Source organism: Bacillus sp. Pc3 (assembly GCF_000815145.1).
GTDB lineage: Bacteria > Bacillota > Bacilli > Bacillales > Bacillaceae > Bacillus > Bacillus velezensis.
The window spans coordinates 689,538-704,631 of the sequence record NZ_CP010406.1 but is presented as its reverse complement, the minus strand read 5'-3'; the positions used below and the strand labels follow the sequence as shown (position 1 = coordinate 704,631).

Sequence of the window (15,094 nt, the reverse complement as noted above, 5' to 3'; positions counted from 1 at the left end):
GAGCTGAAAGCAAATTTCACATTGCTTTCAGAGGTATTCAGTTAAAAATAGGGGGCCTGATTACGTATGAGTCTTATCAGTGAACGATTTACGGAAGAAGAACAGAAACTTCTGCTGAATATCCTGATCAATCAAGAATATGCCATTGAGCTTTTGACCAGCGAAATCAATGATATAGAAGCAGGGTCAAAAAGCGTTGATGGAACCACTTATAAAAAACTCGTAACGCTCTATGACCGTTTTCGGAACGAAAATTAATCAGCGGCCTATAAATTGATACTCGATTGCAAAGAGTATCTTTTTTATTGACGGAAACTTTTCGACAAAAAATGATAATGTTTATATTATTGCAATATAGGGAATACATGCTTTGATGAAAAATGTAAAGGGGTCGAAGTGACATGATTAGCTTACAATCAGATCAGCTTCTTGATGCAACAGTCGGACAATTTATGATCGAGGCGGATAAAGTGGCGCACGTTCAAGTCGGAAACAACCTTGAACATGCTCTATTAGTGCTGACGAAAACCGGCTATACCGCCATTCCCGTCCTCGACGCTTCGTACCGTCTGCACGGTTTGATCGGGACAAATATGATTATGAACAGCATTTTCGGACTTGAACGGATCGAGTTTGAGAAGCTGGACCAAATTACGGTTGAGGAAGTCATGCTGAAAGACATTCCCCGTCTCCACATCAATGATCCGATTATCAAAGGGTTCAGCATGGTCATTAACAACGGCTTTGTCTGCGTTGAAAATGATGAAGGCGTCTTTGAAGGCATTTTCACGAGAAGAGTCGTGTTAAAACAGTTGAGCAGTCATATCAGATCATTGAATAAGTAGGCTCGCACGATCAGCCTATTTGTTCTTTTGCATGCCGGAAAAAGAAAACGCATACATATGAGTGGCGCTTGCCTCGGCAGCCTTTATTTTATTAGAATGGTAGATAAGAAATACGAAAGGCATTGAAAAGGAGGACGACATGCAGCTTCAAGAGCTTCATATGCTCGTAGTTTTAGCTGAGGAATTAAACATGAGGAAGGCTGCCGAACGGTTATTCGTGTCACAGCCGGCTCTGTCCCAGCGATTGCAGACCATTGAAAAAGCCTGGGGAACAAAGATCTTTCTAAGATCTCAAAAAGGACTTACGGTAACGCCGGCAGGAGAAAAAATCATACAATTTGCAAATGACGTCACGGATCGGCAAGAAAGAATCAGAGAAAACATTGATGAACTTGAGGGTGAGATTCACGGCACATTAAAGCTTGCCGTCGCCTCCATTATCGGGCAGCACTGGCTTCCGAAAGTGTTAAAAACATATGTGGAGCGTTATCCGAATGCAAAGGTCTCTCTCATTACAGGGTGGAGCAGCGAAATGCTGAAAAGTCTGTATGAAGATCAGGTACATATCGGCATTATCCGGGGAAATCCTGAATGGAAAGGCCGGAAAGATTATTTAATGACCGATCATTTATATTTGGTTGATACGGAAATTTCCTGTATTGATGATATAGCCCATACCGATCGGCCGTTTATCCAATTCAAAAGTGACAGTACATATTTTCAGGAAATTCAGCATTGGTGGCATCAAAAATTCAAAACCTCGCCGAAACAGACCATCCTTGTCGATCAGATTGAAACGTGCAAGCAGATGGCGCTGCACGGGATCGGTTATGCCATTCTGCCGTCAGTCACCTTGGAAGAGGAAGACAAAGTAAATAAAATGCCCCTGCTTGATACAAAGGACCATCCGATCGGCCGTGACACATGGCTGCTCGGATATGAGCCGGCATTTGAATTAAAACAAGTGCAGGCTTTTGTTTCTGTCATTAAAGATATGCTGAAGCAGGAACGCCCATTTTAGAAAGACAGCAATCATGCTGTCTTTTTTTTATTTTTTATTGACAATGAAAATCATTATCATTTAAAGTGTTATATATGTTAATGAAAATCATTATCAATTACGAGGTGATCATATGCAGAAAGCATTAATGATATACGCAAGCATGTCGGGGAATACAGAGGATATTGCCGGCATTATAAAAGAAACACTGAGCGGGCATCAGATAGCAGTTGACTGTCTCGACATGGACGAAGCAGATGCGGATTCTCTCGAAGCGTATGATTATGTTTTTGTCGGCACGTACACATGGGGGGACGGTGATCTTCCTTACGAAGCGGAAGATTTTTACGAAGATATTCTGCACAGCCAGCTCAACGGACTGAAAACGGCCTGTTTCGGTTCAGGCGATCACGCCTACCCGAAGTTTTGCGAAGCGGTCACGCTGTTTTGCGATGCGTTTGAACAGGCCGGAGCCAATTTATATCCGGAAACGCTGAAAATTGAGCTGGCGCCCGAGACGGCTGAAGATCAAGAATGCTGCAAAGAATTTGTCCGCGGTTTTCTTGCATGGGCCGCTCACCACGGAGACCGGTGCCATGTTTCATAAAGGCGCGACGGCTGTCATGGCATCAGTATCTTCGGGATTTTTTGTCGCAGTGAAAGGCGAAGGTATTTTTCATTTTTCGGCGGAAGAAGGCTGGAAAAGACTGTTCCAAGTGAAAAGCAGAATTCATGTGCTGACTTACATAGGGCCCTACATATTCGCGGCTGGAGAAAAAGGCGCCGTCCTCAGATCAGCCGATCAGGGAAAGACTTGGACGGCGTCCCGGTTTCCGACCAGCGCCTCCGTATGGGCCGTTGCCGGGCGGAATAACGGGTTTGTCTGTGCCCACGGCACATACTGCCTCTACTTATCTGATGATTTCGGCGTCACTTGGCATGTGGCTAAGCCCTTTTCACAATTAAAGGAGCCGCCTGTCATCCGTTCGCTTTGTTTACACGGTCAGACGATTTATATCGGCACCCGGATTCATATGAATCATGGCGGCATTTGGGCGTATGATCTGAAGGAAGAACGCATCCGGCGTATAAGCCGCGAAAGGCAGCGCATGACGGCTTCAATGATGATGTATCAGAATGACTGGCTCATTGCAGTAAAGGGCGCGGCAAAGGGAGAACGGGGCGAGGTTGCCGTCCGAAACGTGCGGACGCAAGAGGAGTTTGCCATTACAGCCGAGCCCGCCGTACGGGAAAAATCATTTCTCGACGTTTCTGAGGATAACGGGATTATTTATGTCACATCGTCACAGGACGAAAACGGATTTTCGCGTATTTATCAAGCTGATCTCGCCGCCGGTGAATTAAAGTGGTTTGATACGATCCGCGGTCACGGATGGCGGGTGGCCAACCGGGAAGAAAACTTTTTTTGCGCGGGCCTTTACGAAAGTAAGTTTGTCAGACCGTATGAGGCGGTACGGCTCGCACATTAGTTTTTATGCATAAAGGAGAGACGAAGATGGGGAATGTATTGCTTGTTTACGCTACAATGTCAGGAAACACCGAGGCGATGGCGGATTTAATTGAAAAAGGGCTGATCGAAGCACAAGCATCCGTAGACAGATATGAAGCGATGGATCTTCATGCCGAACTTTTTAATGATTACGAGTATATTTTATTAGGCACATATACGTGGGGAGACGGGGATCTTCCTGATGAAATGCTCGATATTGCTGAAGATATGGAAAACCTGGAGTTTACGGGAAAAACATTTGCTTTGTTCGGTTCCGGAGATACGTCCTATGAGTTTTTTTGCGGGGCGGTTGACGAATTGGAAAAAGTAATCAAAACCCGCGGCGGGCGGGTGGTGCTGCCGTCGGTCAAAATTGAAAACAACCCTGAGGGCAGTGAGGAAGAAGAGCTCCGGGAATTCGGAAGACAGTTTGCCGCGCTGTGCAGCCAGCCGGCAGAATAAAGGCTTGTTCCTTTTTTTCTTGTCTTTGTATCCTTCCTTTGTTACAGTAATGAGGTAGAAAATCAGAGGAGGACAATACATATGAAAATGATGGATGCAAATGAAATTATTTCATTTATTCAAAATAGTACAAAATCAACGCCTGTAAAAGTGTATGTAAAAGGCGATCTTGAAGGAATCAGCTTTGGCGATTCCGCTAAAACATTCCTGAACGGCCAATCCGGCGTCGTTTTTGGCGAGTGGGCTGAAATTAAAAGCGCAATCGAAGAAAACAAAGACAAAATTGAGGATTACGTCATTGAAAATGACCGCCGCAACTCTGCGATCCCGATGCTTGATTTAAAAGATGTTAAAGCGAGAATCGAGCCCGGCGCTATTATCCGCGACCAAGTCGAAATCGGCGACAATGCCGTTATCATGATGGGTGCGTCTATTAATATCGGTTCAGTCATCGGCGAAGGTACGATGATTGATATGAACGTTGTTCTCGGCGGACGTGCGACTGTCGGCAAAAACTGCCACATCGGAGCGGGTTCTGTATTAGCGGGCGTTATTGAGCCGCCTAGCGCTAAGCCTGTAGTCGTGGAAGACGACGTTGTGATTGGCGCAAATGCGGTTGTGCTTGAAGGCGTAACAATCGGTAAAGGCGCGGTTGTCGCTGCCGGAGCCATCGTTGTAAATGACGTCGAGCCATATACCGTTGTAGCGGGAACACCTGCGAAAAAAATCAAAGATATTGATGAAAAAACAAAAGGCAAAACAGAAATCAAACAGGAATTACGCCAGCTGTAAGGAATGGTTTGATAGAATGGGCGTGGATGATAAAATCCACGCCTTATTCTTATCTCAAGGAGGAATACATATGGAAAAAGAGCGGCTCATTGCCATCCGAAGAGATCTGCACCGCATTCCGGAGATCGGCTTTCAGGAATATAAAACCCAACAGTACCTGCTGAATCTATTGAACCAATATCCGGAGGAAAGAATTGAAATCGAAACTTGGAGAACCGGCATCTTTGTCAAAGTCAACGGCACGGCTCCGGAAAAAATGCTCGCCTACAGAGCGGATATAGACGCTCTGTCGATTGAAGAGCAGACGGGGCTTCCGTTTGCATCTGAACACCCCGGTTTTATGCACGCATGCGGCCACGATATGCACATGACCATCGCGCTCGGCATTATTGATCATTTTGTCCATCATCCCGTCAAACATGATCTGCTCTTTTTATTCCAGCCGGCTGAAGAAGGACCGGGCGGAGCGGAACCGATGCTTGAAAGCGATGTGCTGAAAAAATGGACGCCGGATTTGATTACCGCTCTCCATATAGCACCTGAGCTTCCTGTAGGCACAATTTCCACCAAAAGCGGATTGCTGTTTGCCAATACGAGCGAACTCGTCATCGATCTTGAGGGGAAAGGCGGGCATGCGGCATATCCGCATACAGCAGACGACATGGTCGTCGCCGCGAGCACGCTTGTCACGCAGCTGCAAACGGTCATATCCAGAAATACGGATCCGCTTGACAGCGCTGTGATAACTGTCGGAACGATTACGGGGGGCACGGCGCAAAATATCATCGCAGAGCATGCTCATCTGGAGGGAACTATCCGGACGCTTTCCGAGGAATCAATGCGTATGGTGAAAAAGCGGATTGAAGAGCTTGTCAAAGGAATTGAAATCGGCTTCCGATGCAAAGGAAAAGTCACGTATCCGTCCGTTTATCATCAAGTTTATAATACAAGCGGCCTGACCGAAGAATTTATGCAATTTGTCAGCGATCATCAGCTTGCTGACGTGAGAACGGCGAAAGAAGCGATGACCGGAGAAGATTTCGGATATATGCTGAAAAAATATCCCGGCTTTATGTTCTGGCTGGGGGCCGATTCATCCCACGGGCTTCATCACGCCAAGCTGAACCCGGATGAAGATGCGATGGAAACCGCGGTAAATGTCATGGTCGGATATTTTTCGAAGTATGCCAATTAAATCCGAAAAGAAGAATAATCTAACAAAAATTGAGCATTCTACATAACGGAGGTGTTCAATATGACGAAAAAAATTGGAATTGAACAATCTTTATCGGATGTAGAACAGGCGTTAAAACAAAAGGGATATGACGTAGTGATGATGAAGACTCCTGAGGATGCGAAGAATTGTGACTGCTGTGTCGTAACCGGACTTGACAGCAATGTCCAAGGAATTGCCGATACGTCAACTCAGGCTCCCGTCATTACGGCTTCCGGAATGACCGCCGACGAAATCTGCAGCGAAGTGGAAAAAAAATTTCATTGAAAAGAAAAAACCGAAGCTTACGCTTCGGTTTTTCTATTCGGCGGAAGCGGCGTTTTTAAAACGGTCGAGCGCGATTTTCATTTCTCTCCGCAGTACGCGTTCAACCCGCCATTGCTCCATATTTTCTGTTTTGGCAATGATTCTGATCACCATTTCTGACGAGCTTAAATCCTGAACCCCGATGACGTCCGGCCCTTCCTTAATCTGCGGGAGCTCAGCGGCTGCTTTGTCACACGCGGTTTGCAGGATTTGAATGGTTTCATCAAGATTTTTTTCAAGCGGCACTTTAATATCGACAAGCGCCTGCATCGTTCCGCGGGAATGGTTGCTCACATTCGTAATGCCCCGGTTGGGAAGATAGTGAAGCGTGCCGTCAAAGCTCCGGATTTGCGTCGTACGGAGACCGACCTGCTCGACAATGCCGCTGTAGCCGGCAACCGTAATATAATCGCCGACGTCGATCTGTTTTTCCAAAAGGATAAAAAATCCGGTGACGATGTCACTGACAAGCCCCTGAGCCCCGAAGCCGACTGCGAGACCGACCACGCCGGCGCCGGCAATGAGAGCGCTCGGATTGTAGTGAAATAAATCCAAAATCATTACGATAAAAACGAAAATCAGGATGTATCCATATACATTAAGCGCGAGGCTTCGCAAAGTATAAGCGCGGCCTGTGGAGAGGTTGTTTTGTTGCTCGAATTTCTGAAACAGATGCTTGATCAGCTTTTTTCCTGCCGCCCGGAAAATAAAGTACGCTAAAATAATGAGAGCCAGCTTTATGATGAAAATCCCGGCAGATGTGAGAAGCCCGGCCCAATCAAAGTGTTTTAAATCAATCATAGTGATGTCTTCCTTTCAAGTCTTTTGCGGAAAAAGCTAAAAGTCATATACCCGTTTTTAAAATAAGATAAACCTTTTAATAGAAACCAGTTATTTCATTTATGATTTGTTCATATTGCCCGGTTTCAATATCATCATTTTTGTGAAGATATGAACTAAGGAATCGCCACACTCATTTTAACATGGTGATTCAGCCAAATCATATCCTTTGGAGGGAAAACAGGAGAACGTTGCCCGGCGAAACTGAAAGCCCCGGCAAAAAACCTTTTTCATAAGGAGGGAAATAAGATGAAATTACGTCAGCAAATGCCTGAATTGACAGGCGCTAAAGCATGGATTAACAGAGAAGTCACGAAGGAACAGCTGGTCGGCGGAAAGCCGGCACTGATTCACTTCTGGTCCGCCAGCTGCCGCATGTGTAAAGAAGCGATGCCTGAGATGAACGAATTTCGTGATAAATATAAAGATCAGCTGAATGTGGTGGCCGTTCACATGCCCCGTTCCGAAGACGATCTTGACCTTGAGAAAATCAAGGAAACAGCGGCTGAACACGATATCTCTCAGCCGATTTACGTCGACAGCGATTATACGCTGACTGAAGCATGTGAAAATGAATATGTGCCGGCTTATTACCTTTTCGATAAAACCGGACAGCTCCGCCATTTTCAAGCGGGAGGAGGCGGGATGAAAATGCTTGAAAAACGCGTCAGCCGAGTACTTTTAGAAACGGAGCAGGCTTCTGAGTAATCGGGACAATCTCCGCCGGACTATTGTCTCGGTTCTGCAAACCCTTTGCCGTTTAGGTAACAGGGTTTTTTTGTGCCTATTGGATAAAAAATTCCAATATGACATGTGTGGCTTAAAAAATAAGAGAAACAGCCGTAAACACGCTGTACCGCTTGTTTTATCGATATCATTATCTTTTACATATTATAGTCGAAAATTGTAGATATCACGCTAATTTTCATTAAACAAGTAATTTCAAGTTATATTTTGAAATGGTTGAATAAATTGGAACTTTGTCCAGAATCCCCTATATGATAAGGGATTTTTGTATATAAAGTACCATTTTCAGAAAATAAGCAATTTTTCATAGAGTAAATAAAATAGTAAAATGATAAAATAATAGTTGATAAAATTACTTTTGTAATCTAATATCTTAATAAAAGCGTTTAAATTTTTGACAGGGGGTTTTACACATGTTTAATGAAAGAGAAGCGCTGCGCTTACGTTTAGAACAATTGAACGAAGCAGAGGTAAAAGTCATTCGTGAATATCAAATAGAACGTGATAAAATATATGCAAAACTGAGAGAATTAGACAATACAGGCAGCCTGTCCGATACAAAAAAAGAGTTTCGTCCGGAGAAAAAAAGTGACTCTCTCCCGGTGCTTGCAGAGCTTGCAGCACAGGAAATGAGAAGCTATCAAAAGCCGCAGGCACAGCCTCAATCCTCCCAGCCGCAGATGCAGTCTATTACGTCTCTTCCTGCCGGCATTCCAGACGGTTCTACAAGAAGAAGAAGAGGGACGGCGAGACCGGGATCAAAAGCGGCAAAACTGCGCGAAGCAGCGATTAAAACATTGAAACGCCACAATGCAGCGATTAAAAGTTCCGAACTGCAAAAGGAAATTGAAAAGGAAAGCGGCCTTGAAATTCCTAATATGACAACATTTATGCAAAGCTTAATTAAAATGTATCCGGAAGTGAAAAAACCATACCGCGGCCAATATATTCTTGAGGGAGAAATTTCTCAGGAAACAGCAGAAACGGCAAATGATACGGCTGCTGAATAAAACAGTAAAAACTGCTTGCGTTACTCAAGCAGTTTTTTTGCGCTTTCCCGCTTATTCTGCGGAAGTGACGCCTCTTTTCCAGGCTTTTTTTCAAGCTTGACGACATATTTTTGGAAAGGCTTTTCGCCGTCAGCACGTTCTTTCAACGCATCCAGTTTTTCATCAAACGACTGATCGCGGGACTCTGATTGTACAAATTGTTTTTGCAGGGAGATGACTTGTTCGGTAACGGCTTTAAGCAAGTCTTCTGCCTGAACAGTCTCTTTGGAAACAGAAGGGATTTCCAGAGCTTGTTCCGCCGGTTCCGCCGTGCGGCTGTCAATATCAGCAAAATGGCCGGCAATCCAAGCATCACTTTCGTCCAGCTGCCGTTTATACGAAAGAATGGTTTCTTGAAATAACTTTTCTTTCGTTTTTTCTATTTCTACAAGCCGTTCTTTTGTTTCTAGTATTCGATCTCTCATATGATTAATTTCTATTTTAATATGTTTAAGCTGGTATTCTTTTTCTATCATTTGTGTTTGGAGCCGGGTATTTTCGTCTGCAGCGGCATGATAACGCTGTTTCATATCTTCGTGAGAAGTCCGTTCAGTTTGAATGGCGGTCTCAAGTGAGCGGATGCGGGTATGTAAGTTTTTATTTTCTTCTTCAAATTTTACATTTGTAAGATGCAGACGGTGCTTTTCTTCCATCTCATTTTTCCGCCGAAACGTTTCCTGCTGAAGCAGTTCTTGCAGAATGACGATTTTATCGAGCAGCCCGGCTCTGATTTCATGCAAAGAACGTTCCGTGTCACTTGTCTGTTTGTGTTTTTGAGCCATGGCTTCCAATTCGTCAGAAAGCTTGTGAAGCCGCTCTTTAATATTGGCGTTTTCTTCCTGAAGCTTATTATTTTTCTGATGGAAGTAGCTTGCTTCAAATTCTGAAATTAATTTTCTGCATCTGGAAAGTTCGGATTTCAAGTAAAGGTTCTCTTGAGAAGTGTCGTGGAAAAACGGACCGGATATTTTCATAAGAACCATCTCCCTCATGATGTTAACACTACAATATGGGAAAGGATCAACGGCTATTCCTCTTAATTAAACAGACAAGCACCGTAATATTGTATTTCGGCTGAGGCGTTTGCTATGCTTTTATATAGAATGGGAGAGAGATGACATGAAACGGGTGAATGTAATATTAGCAGGGGGAGCTTCCCGAAGATTCGGAGAACCGAAAGCTTTTGCAAAGTGGAAGGGCGGCATGTTTTATGAACAGGCGAAAAAAGCCTTCGGCGGCGGAGAAACGGTAATTATCAGCCGCCCTGAGCATATAAAAAAGTTCTTATCAAACAGAGAGCGGCATGTTTTGGCCGATGAGCCGCGGTTTCGGGGAATGGGCCCGCTTGCCGGCATATATACGGCAATGAAACAAACGGAAGGCGAAACATATACGGTCATATCCTGTGACACGCCGCTCGTGACAAGAAAAACGATGGCTGCGCTTGAAATGAAGCTGACGGGAAATCTGGACGCTGTCATACCGGTTTGTAAAAACAGAGAGCAGCCCCTCTTGGCGGTTTACCATAAACGGGTGCAGGATGTGCTTTTTGATCAGCTGACACAAAACAAACTGAAAATGACAGACACGCTGAAACGGCTGTCTGTCTGTTATGTGCAGGCTGAAGACATCGGCGCCGGGCCGGAGGAGTTCGCTAATATCAACACACAGGATGATTACACCAGACTTTTGGCGCATGTCGAGTCTTCAAATCAGGACTGATCGGGAAGAAACATGGTATGATGGAAATAAAAATGCAAGGGGACAACACAGATGGAAGAGCGCTATTCGCGGCAGACAAGATTTAAGCCGATAGGGGAAAAAGGGCAGCAGGCGCTGGCTGACAGCAGTGTCCTGATTGTCGGAGCCGGAGCTCTCGGAACAGCCGCGGCAGAGGGCCTGGCAAGAGCCGGAGCGGGCCGTATGGCGATTATTGACCGGGATTATGTGGAATGGAGCAATTTACAAAGACAGCAGCTGTATACAGAAGAAGACGCGAGACAGCGCCTGCCGAAAGCAATGGCGGCCAAGGCGCGTCTTTTGGCGGTAAACAGTGATATACATATCGATGCTTACGCGGCGGAAGGTACGGCGGAAACGCTCGAACCGCTGATCGAACAAGCGGATTGCATCGTGGATGCGACAGATAATTTTGAAACGAGAATGGTCATCAATGATCTGGCGCTGAAAACGAAAACACCTTGGATTTACGGGGCCTGTGTCAGCAGTCAGGGAATGTGCATGACGATTATTCCGGGGGTTACGCCGTGTTTATCCTGCCTGTTTGAGCAAATGCCCGTGGGCGGAGCGACATGTGATACAGCAGGTATCATACCTCCGGCGGTTCATATCGTCTCTGCTTATCAGCAGGCTGAGGCGCTGAAATTGCTGACAGGAAATCATGCGGCGGTAAATCGGCGCTTTTTCACGTTTGACGTGTGGAATAACACCAATATGAGCATAAATGTGGATCAGATCAAACGGGATCATTGCCCTTCCTGCGGCGCGGAGCCCGTATATCCGTATCTGCAGCCTGAAAACAGGCCGAAAGCAAGCGTGCTGTGCGGGAGAGACACCGTTCAAATCAGATCGGAAGCCTTAAAGAGGCTGGATAAAGAAGAGCTTGTCAAACGTCTGAAGCAGATCGGTAAAGTGGAAGCAAATGAATTTCTGCTGCACATGGCGTATGAGCGCTTCAGAATCGTTATTTTTCAGGACGGACGGGCTTTGATTCACGGTACAAACGATATAAAAGAAGCAAATTCAGTTCTGGCCAGGGTGATCGGACTGTAGGAAGGGGAGATATTGCTATGCTTGAAAAAAGAACGCCGATTCAGGTGGACGAAGCAGTCCGCCGGGTGAGCCGGTATAAAAAACAGGGGGATACCGAATGGGTGGCGCTTGAGGACAGTCTCCACCGCTATTTGGCGGAGGATGTTAAGGCGGATCATGATGTGCCGGCCTTTAACCGTTCCCCGTATGACGGGTTTGCCATCAGGGCGAGCGATTCAAAAACGGCTTCCCGTGACAATGCCGTCACCTTTGAAGTCATTGACCATATCGGAGCCGGCGCCGTATCGGAAAAAAAACTCGGCCCTTATGAAGCGGTCCGCATTATGACGGGGGCGCAGATTCCAAAAGGCGCGGATGCCGTAGTGATGCTTGAGCTGACAAAAACGTTTTCTGAAAACGGGACGAATTACATGTCAGTGAAACGCCCTTTCCATGCGGGCGATAATATTTCATATCAAGGAGAAGATGCGAAAAAGGGCAGCTCGCTATTAAAAAAAGGGACGAAAATCACGCCGGGCGTAACCGCTCTTTTAGCAACCTTCGGCTATGCTTCCGTTCCCGTGGTCAGAAAGCCGGTTGTCGGCATTATAGCAACGGGGACCGAGCTTCTTCATGTCAGCGATCCGCTTGAGCCGGGGAAAATCCGCAACAGCAACGCTGCGATGGTGTATGCCCAGGTCATTGAAGCGGGCGCGGTGCCGCTGAACTTAGGGAAAATTTCCGATGATTTTGATGACAGCTATGATGCGGTGAAGGAAGCTATGAAAAAAGTTGATTTTCTGATCACGACCGGCGGCGTGTCAGTCGGCGATTTTGATTTTCTTCCAGACATTTATAATAAGCTCGGAGCGGAAGTTCTTTTTAACAAAGTGGCAATGCGCCCGGGGAGCGTGACAACTGTCGCCCGGGCCGATGACATGCTGCTGTTCGGCCTTTCAGGCAATCCGTCCGCATGTTATGTCGGATTCACCCTGTTTGTCAAACCGATGATTCAGACGTGGCTTCTGAATGAAAAACCTCATTCCGGATGGGCGGAAGCCGTGTTAACAAACGACTTTCCGAAACCGAATCCGTTTACGAGATTTGTGAGGGCATTTGTTTATCATAAGGACGGAAAGATGATGGCGTCACCGGTCGGTCTCGACAAATCAAGCTCAGTCACATCTCTAGCCGAAGCAAACGCGTTTATCCTTCTGCCGGGAGGAACGAGGGGATATGAAGCGGGCCGGACGGTTCACGTGCTCCTCATCCGTGATGAGAATGGAAGTGAATGGCCGTGGTCAATTCTTTCCCGATCGTCCAGATCGTAGGTTTTCAAAACAGCGGTAAAACAACGTTTATTGAACGTGTGCTGAAAGCGGCGCCGAAAGAGTGCGATATTGGATGTTTAAAACATCACGGACACGGCGGAGAACCGGAACCTTTTTCTGACGGAAAAGACTCGGAGCGTTTTTCAAAAGCCGGAGCCGCGGTTACGGCAGTAGAAGGGGACGGCGTCCTGCAGCTTACGGCGCGAAAAAAATGGGATCTGGCGGGTTTGATCAGTCTGTATGAATGTCTGGGAATTGACGGTCTTCTCATAGAGGGATTTAAACATGCGCCGCATCCGAAAATCATTATGATCAAAGACAGCGAAGATTGGCAAAAGCTGAAGCATTTGGAGCGCGTGATCGCGGTTATCAGCAGAAATACGGAGTATATGCCGGCAGATGCAGGCATGCCCGTATTCCATGCGGACGATCCGGCTGCCATGATGTTTGTGCTTTCGCAGCTGAAAGGGGAATCTGCATAAATGGAACGTTTTCAAATTACAAGGGAACCTATCATTGCGGAAAATATCGTAAAAAAAGTTGAAAAGCGTGAAGCCGGCGCCATCACAACGTTTATCGGCACGGTCAGAGAGTGGACTGCCGGACGGCGGACGGTGCGTCTCGAATATGAAGCGTATGAACCGATGGCTGTTCAAATGCTTTCTCAAATCGGCGATGAAATCAGCGCGAAATGGGAAGGAGCCGAAGCTGCAATCACTCACCGTGTCGGCGTCCTTGATATCGGAGAAGCAGCGGTCGTAATCGCCGTGTCTTCACCGCACAGAAAGGCGGCATATGAGGCGAATGAATATGCAATTGAACGGATAAAACAGATTGTGCCGATATGGAAAAAAGAAATCTGGGAAGACGGCGAAGAATGGATAGGCGATCAGCTGGAAACAACGCCCTATCCGAACGGAAAACCGGATTTGCATAAAGGGGAATCGCGATGATTAAAGTATTATTGTTTGCCGGGCTTGCGGAGCAGGCGGGAACACCGGTCATTGAACTTGACGAAAAAGAGACGGCGGCGTCTGCTGTAAAAACACTGTTAAAGGAACGGTACGGACTTCAGACGATTGACAATGCCATGATCGCAATCAATGAAACATATGTAAAAGACAACAGCATCGTAACAGAAGGTGATACCATTGCCTTTATCCCTCCTGTAAGCGGAGGGTGAAAAAAGAGCCGGATGTGCATCATTGCCATCCGGCTTTTTTGTATATAGGCGCTGAATTCCAGAGAATATTTAAATGGGATTTAAAGGGATTTGTGATTGAGCTGGTTTTGACTGCATGAATAGGCTGAAGACAGTGCCTTCACAAGGCATTGAACCTCCCGTCATACCGGTCTGACAATGCTTTTTTTTACATAATTATGGAACGTAAAGCTGAGAATTTGTGTTACAATTTAGCATAAATACGCAAACGGCAAAAAAATTGAAACTTCTCTCAGCCTAAAGCGTACGTATAAACAGAATAATACATAGGAGGCATCAGCAATATGGAACCAAACCTGGAAAAAAGCAATACGGCAGTAACGGAAAAGCCGTCAATTTTCGGCGTCATTACAAGTCCTGTTGTGCAGTTTAAAAGATTAAAAGAAAAGCCGGTCATCGGCATTCCTCTCCTGATTGTCATCATTCTTATCGCGGCCGGCAGTATTTTGCGCGGGCTTGGGATGAATTATGAAGAAGTGCTGAACAGCTCATCTCTTGACGGTTTGACGGATGATCAGATTGAAATGACCAAAACCTTCGCTAAATTCGGCTCGATGTTCGGAGGAATCTTCGGGGGCATTATCGCTCTGTTTATCGTTCCGCTCATTTACTGGCTGTGCGTCAAAATTTCAGGCGGCGTGACAACTTACAAAAAAATGCTCTCACTCAGCCTGTTTACGGCATTTATTACCAATATCGGCTTAGTTATTAACGGTCTTGTCACTTATTTTACCGGTGCGGGCTCATTGTATGCCGTTACATCTTTGGCGAGTGTCATACCGGCCGGAGACGGCGTCGCGGTCTTTTTAAGCGCGTTCGACATTTTCAGCATCTGGAGCTATATTCTGCTCGCTTTGGGACTTCGCTATACAGGCGGCATTTCGAAAAAAGCGGCCTGGACTTCCGCGATTGTCCTGTTTGTTATTATGCTTTTAGTTTCGGCAGTCGGAGGACTGTTAAGTTCAGTGACAGCAGGTGTATAAC

At 46.0% G+C, this 15,094-nt stretch carries 20 protein-coding genes; 18 read left to right on the top strand and 2 right to left on the bottom strand.

Features of this window, described 5'->3' with window-relative positions:
- Window positions 1–66 precede the first annotated feature (66 nt).
- From abbA to SB24_RS02710, 9 genes are all read left to right on the top strand, one after another.
- The gene (gene abbA / locus SB24_RS02750; RefSeq protein ID WP_003154609.1) at window positions 67–258 is read left to right on the top strand and encodes an antirepressor AbbA; all 192 of its coding nucleotides are present in this window, start codon (window positions 67–69) and stop codon (window positions 256–258) included.
- A 143-nt stretch (window positions 259–401) separates the two neighbouring features.
- Entirely contained in the window at window positions 402–845 is a 444-nt protein-coding gene (cbpB, locus tag SB24_RS02745) for a cyclic-di-AMP-binding protein CbpB (protein WP_003154608.1), read from the top strand.
- Window positions 846–984: 139 nt separating this feature from the next.
- Window positions 985–1,866 (top strand): transcriptional regulator CcpC, encoded by an 882-nt coding sequence (gene ccpC / locus SB24_RS02740; RefSeq protein ID WP_007611101.1) that lies wholly within the window; start codon window positions 985–987, stop codon window positions 1,864–1,866.
- 112 nt (window positions 1,867–1,978) lie between these two features.
- Window positions 1,979–2,452 carry a flavodoxin gene (locus SB24_RS02735; protein WP_012117440.1) on the top strand — a complete coding sequence of 158 codons (474 nt, stop codon included), beginning with the start codon at window positions 1,979–1,981 and terminating at the stop codon, window positions 2,450–2,452.
- Window positions 2,442–3,335 (top strand): WD40/YVTN/BNR-like repeat-containing protein, encoded by an 894-nt coding sequence (locus SB24_RS02730; RefSeq protein WP_033574619.1) that lies wholly within the window; start codon window positions 2,442–2,444, stop codon window positions 3,333–3,335. The genes SB24_RS02735 and SB24_RS02730 overlap by 11 nt, the downstream gene beginning before the upstream one ends.
- A gap of 26 nt (window positions 3,336–3,361) precedes the next feature.
- A complete protein-coding gene (locus tag SB24_RS02725; RefSeq protein ID WP_033574618.1) occupies window positions 3,362–3,817 on the top strand; it encodes a flavodoxin in 456 nt (151 codons plus the stop codon).
- 81 nt (window positions 3,818–3,898) lie between these two features.
- Window positions 3,899–4,609 (top strand): 2,3,4,5-tetrahydropyridine-2,6-dicarboxylate N-acetyltransferase, encoded by a 711-nt coding sequence (gene dapD / locus SB24_RS02720; RefSeq protein WP_007409623.1) that lies wholly within the window; start codon window positions 3,899–3,901, stop codon window positions 4,607–4,609.
- Window positions 4,610–4,679: 70 nt separating this feature from the next.
- Window positions 4,680–5,804, top strand: coding sequence for an N-acetyldiaminopimelate deacetylase (locus tag SB24_RS02715; RefSeq protein WP_012117444.1), 1,125 nt, complete (start codon window positions 4,680–4,682; stop codon window positions 5,802–5,804).
- 60 nt (window positions 5,805–5,864) lie between these two features.
- Window positions 5,865–6,110 (top strand): YkuS family protein, encoded by a 246-nt coding sequence (locus SB24_RS02710; RefSeq protein WP_003154596.1) that lies wholly within the window; start codon window positions 5,865–5,867, stop codon window positions 6,108–6,110.
- A gap of 33 nt (window positions 6,111–6,143) precedes the next feature.
- Here SB24_RS02710 and SB24_RS02705 read toward each other — a convergent pair whose 3' ends face one another.
- Window positions 6,144–6,950, bottom strand: coding sequence for a mechanosensitive ion channel family protein (locus SB24_RS02705; protein WP_015417373.1), 807 nt, complete (start codon window positions 6,948–6,950; stop codon window positions 6,144–6,146).
- Between the two features lie 288 nt (window positions 6,951–7,238).
- Here SB24_RS02705 and SB24_RS02700 point away from each other — a divergent pair, with 288 nt between their 5' ends.
- Entirely contained in the window at window positions 7,239–7,697 is a 459-nt protein-coding gene (locus tag SB24_RS02700; RefSeq protein WP_015417374.1) for a redoxin domain-containing protein, read from the top strand.
- 452 nt (window positions 7,698–8,149) lie between these two features.
- Entirely contained in the window at window positions 8,150–8,746 is a 597-nt protein-coding gene (gene rok / locus SB24_RS02695) for a transcriptional regulator Rok (RefSeq protein ID WP_012117447.1), read from the top strand.
- A gap of 20 nt (window positions 8,747–8,766) precedes the next feature.
- Here rok and SB24_RS02690 read toward each other — a convergent pair whose 3' ends face one another.
- Window positions 8,767–9,759 carry a coiled-coil domain-containing protein gene (locus SB24_RS02690; RefSeq protein ID WP_012117448.1) on the bottom strand — a complete coding sequence of 331 codons (993 nt, stop codon included), beginning with the start codon at window positions 9,757–9,759 and terminating at the stop codon, window positions 8,767–8,769.
- Between the two features lie 145 nt (window positions 9,760–9,904).
- Here SB24_RS02690 and SB24_RS02685 point away from each other — a divergent pair, with 145 nt between their 5' ends.
- The 7 genes from SB24_RS02685 to SB24_RS02655 all read left to right on the top strand — a co-directional run bounded on the left by SB24_RS02685 (window position 9,905) and on the right by SB24_RS02655 (window position 15,093).
- Window positions 9,905–10,507 carry a molybdenum cofactor guanylyltransferase gene (locus tag SB24_RS02685; RefSeq protein WP_039251605.1) on the top strand — a complete coding sequence of 201 codons (603 nt, stop codon included), beginning with the start codon at window positions 9,905–9,907 and terminating at the stop codon, window positions 10,505–10,507.
- Between the two features lie 51 nt (window positions 10,508–10,558).
- Window positions 10,559–11,578 (top strand): molybdopterin-synthase adenylyltransferase MoeB, encoded by a 1,020-nt coding sequence (locus SB24_RS02680; RefSeq protein WP_007611113.1) that lies wholly within the window; start codon window positions 10,559–10,561, stop codon window positions 11,576–11,578.
- 17 nt (window positions 11,579–11,595) lie between these two features.
- The gene (locus tag SB24_RS02675; protein ID WP_015417375.1) at window positions 11,596–12,888 is read left to right on the top strand and encodes a molybdopterin molybdotransferase MoeA; all 1,293 of its coding nucleotides are present in this window, start codon (window positions 11,596–11,598) and stop codon (window positions 12,886–12,888) included.
- Window positions 12,849–13,370, top strand: coding sequence for a molybdopterin-guanine dinucleotide biosynthesis protein B (gene mobB / locus SB24_RS02670; protein ID WP_015417376.1), 522 nt, complete (start codon window positions 12,849–12,851; stop codon window positions 13,368–13,370). The genes SB24_RS02675 and mobB overlap by 40 nt, the downstream gene beginning before the upstream one ends.
- Window positions 13,371–13,841 (top strand): molybdenum cofactor biosynthesis protein MoaE, encoded by a 471-nt coding sequence (locus tag SB24_RS02665; RefSeq protein WP_007409632.1) that lies wholly within the window; start codon window positions 13,371–13,373, stop codon window positions 13,839–13,841.
- Window positions 13,838–14,071, top strand: coding sequence for a molybdopterin converting factor subunit 1 (gene moaD, locus SB24_RS02660; protein ID WP_007409633.1), 234 nt, complete (start codon window positions 13,838–13,840; stop codon window positions 14,069–14,071). Before SB24_RS02665 ends, moaD begins: the two co-directional genes overlap by 4 nt.
- Window positions 14,072–14,394: 323 nt before the next feature.
- Window positions 14,395–15,093 carry a YknW family membrane protein gene (locus tag SB24_RS02655; protein ID WP_015417378.1) on the top strand — a complete coding sequence of 233 codons (699 nt, stop codon included), beginning with the start codon at window positions 14,395–14,397 and terminating at the stop codon, window positions 15,091–15,093.
- Window position 15,094 lies beyond the last annotated feature (1 nt).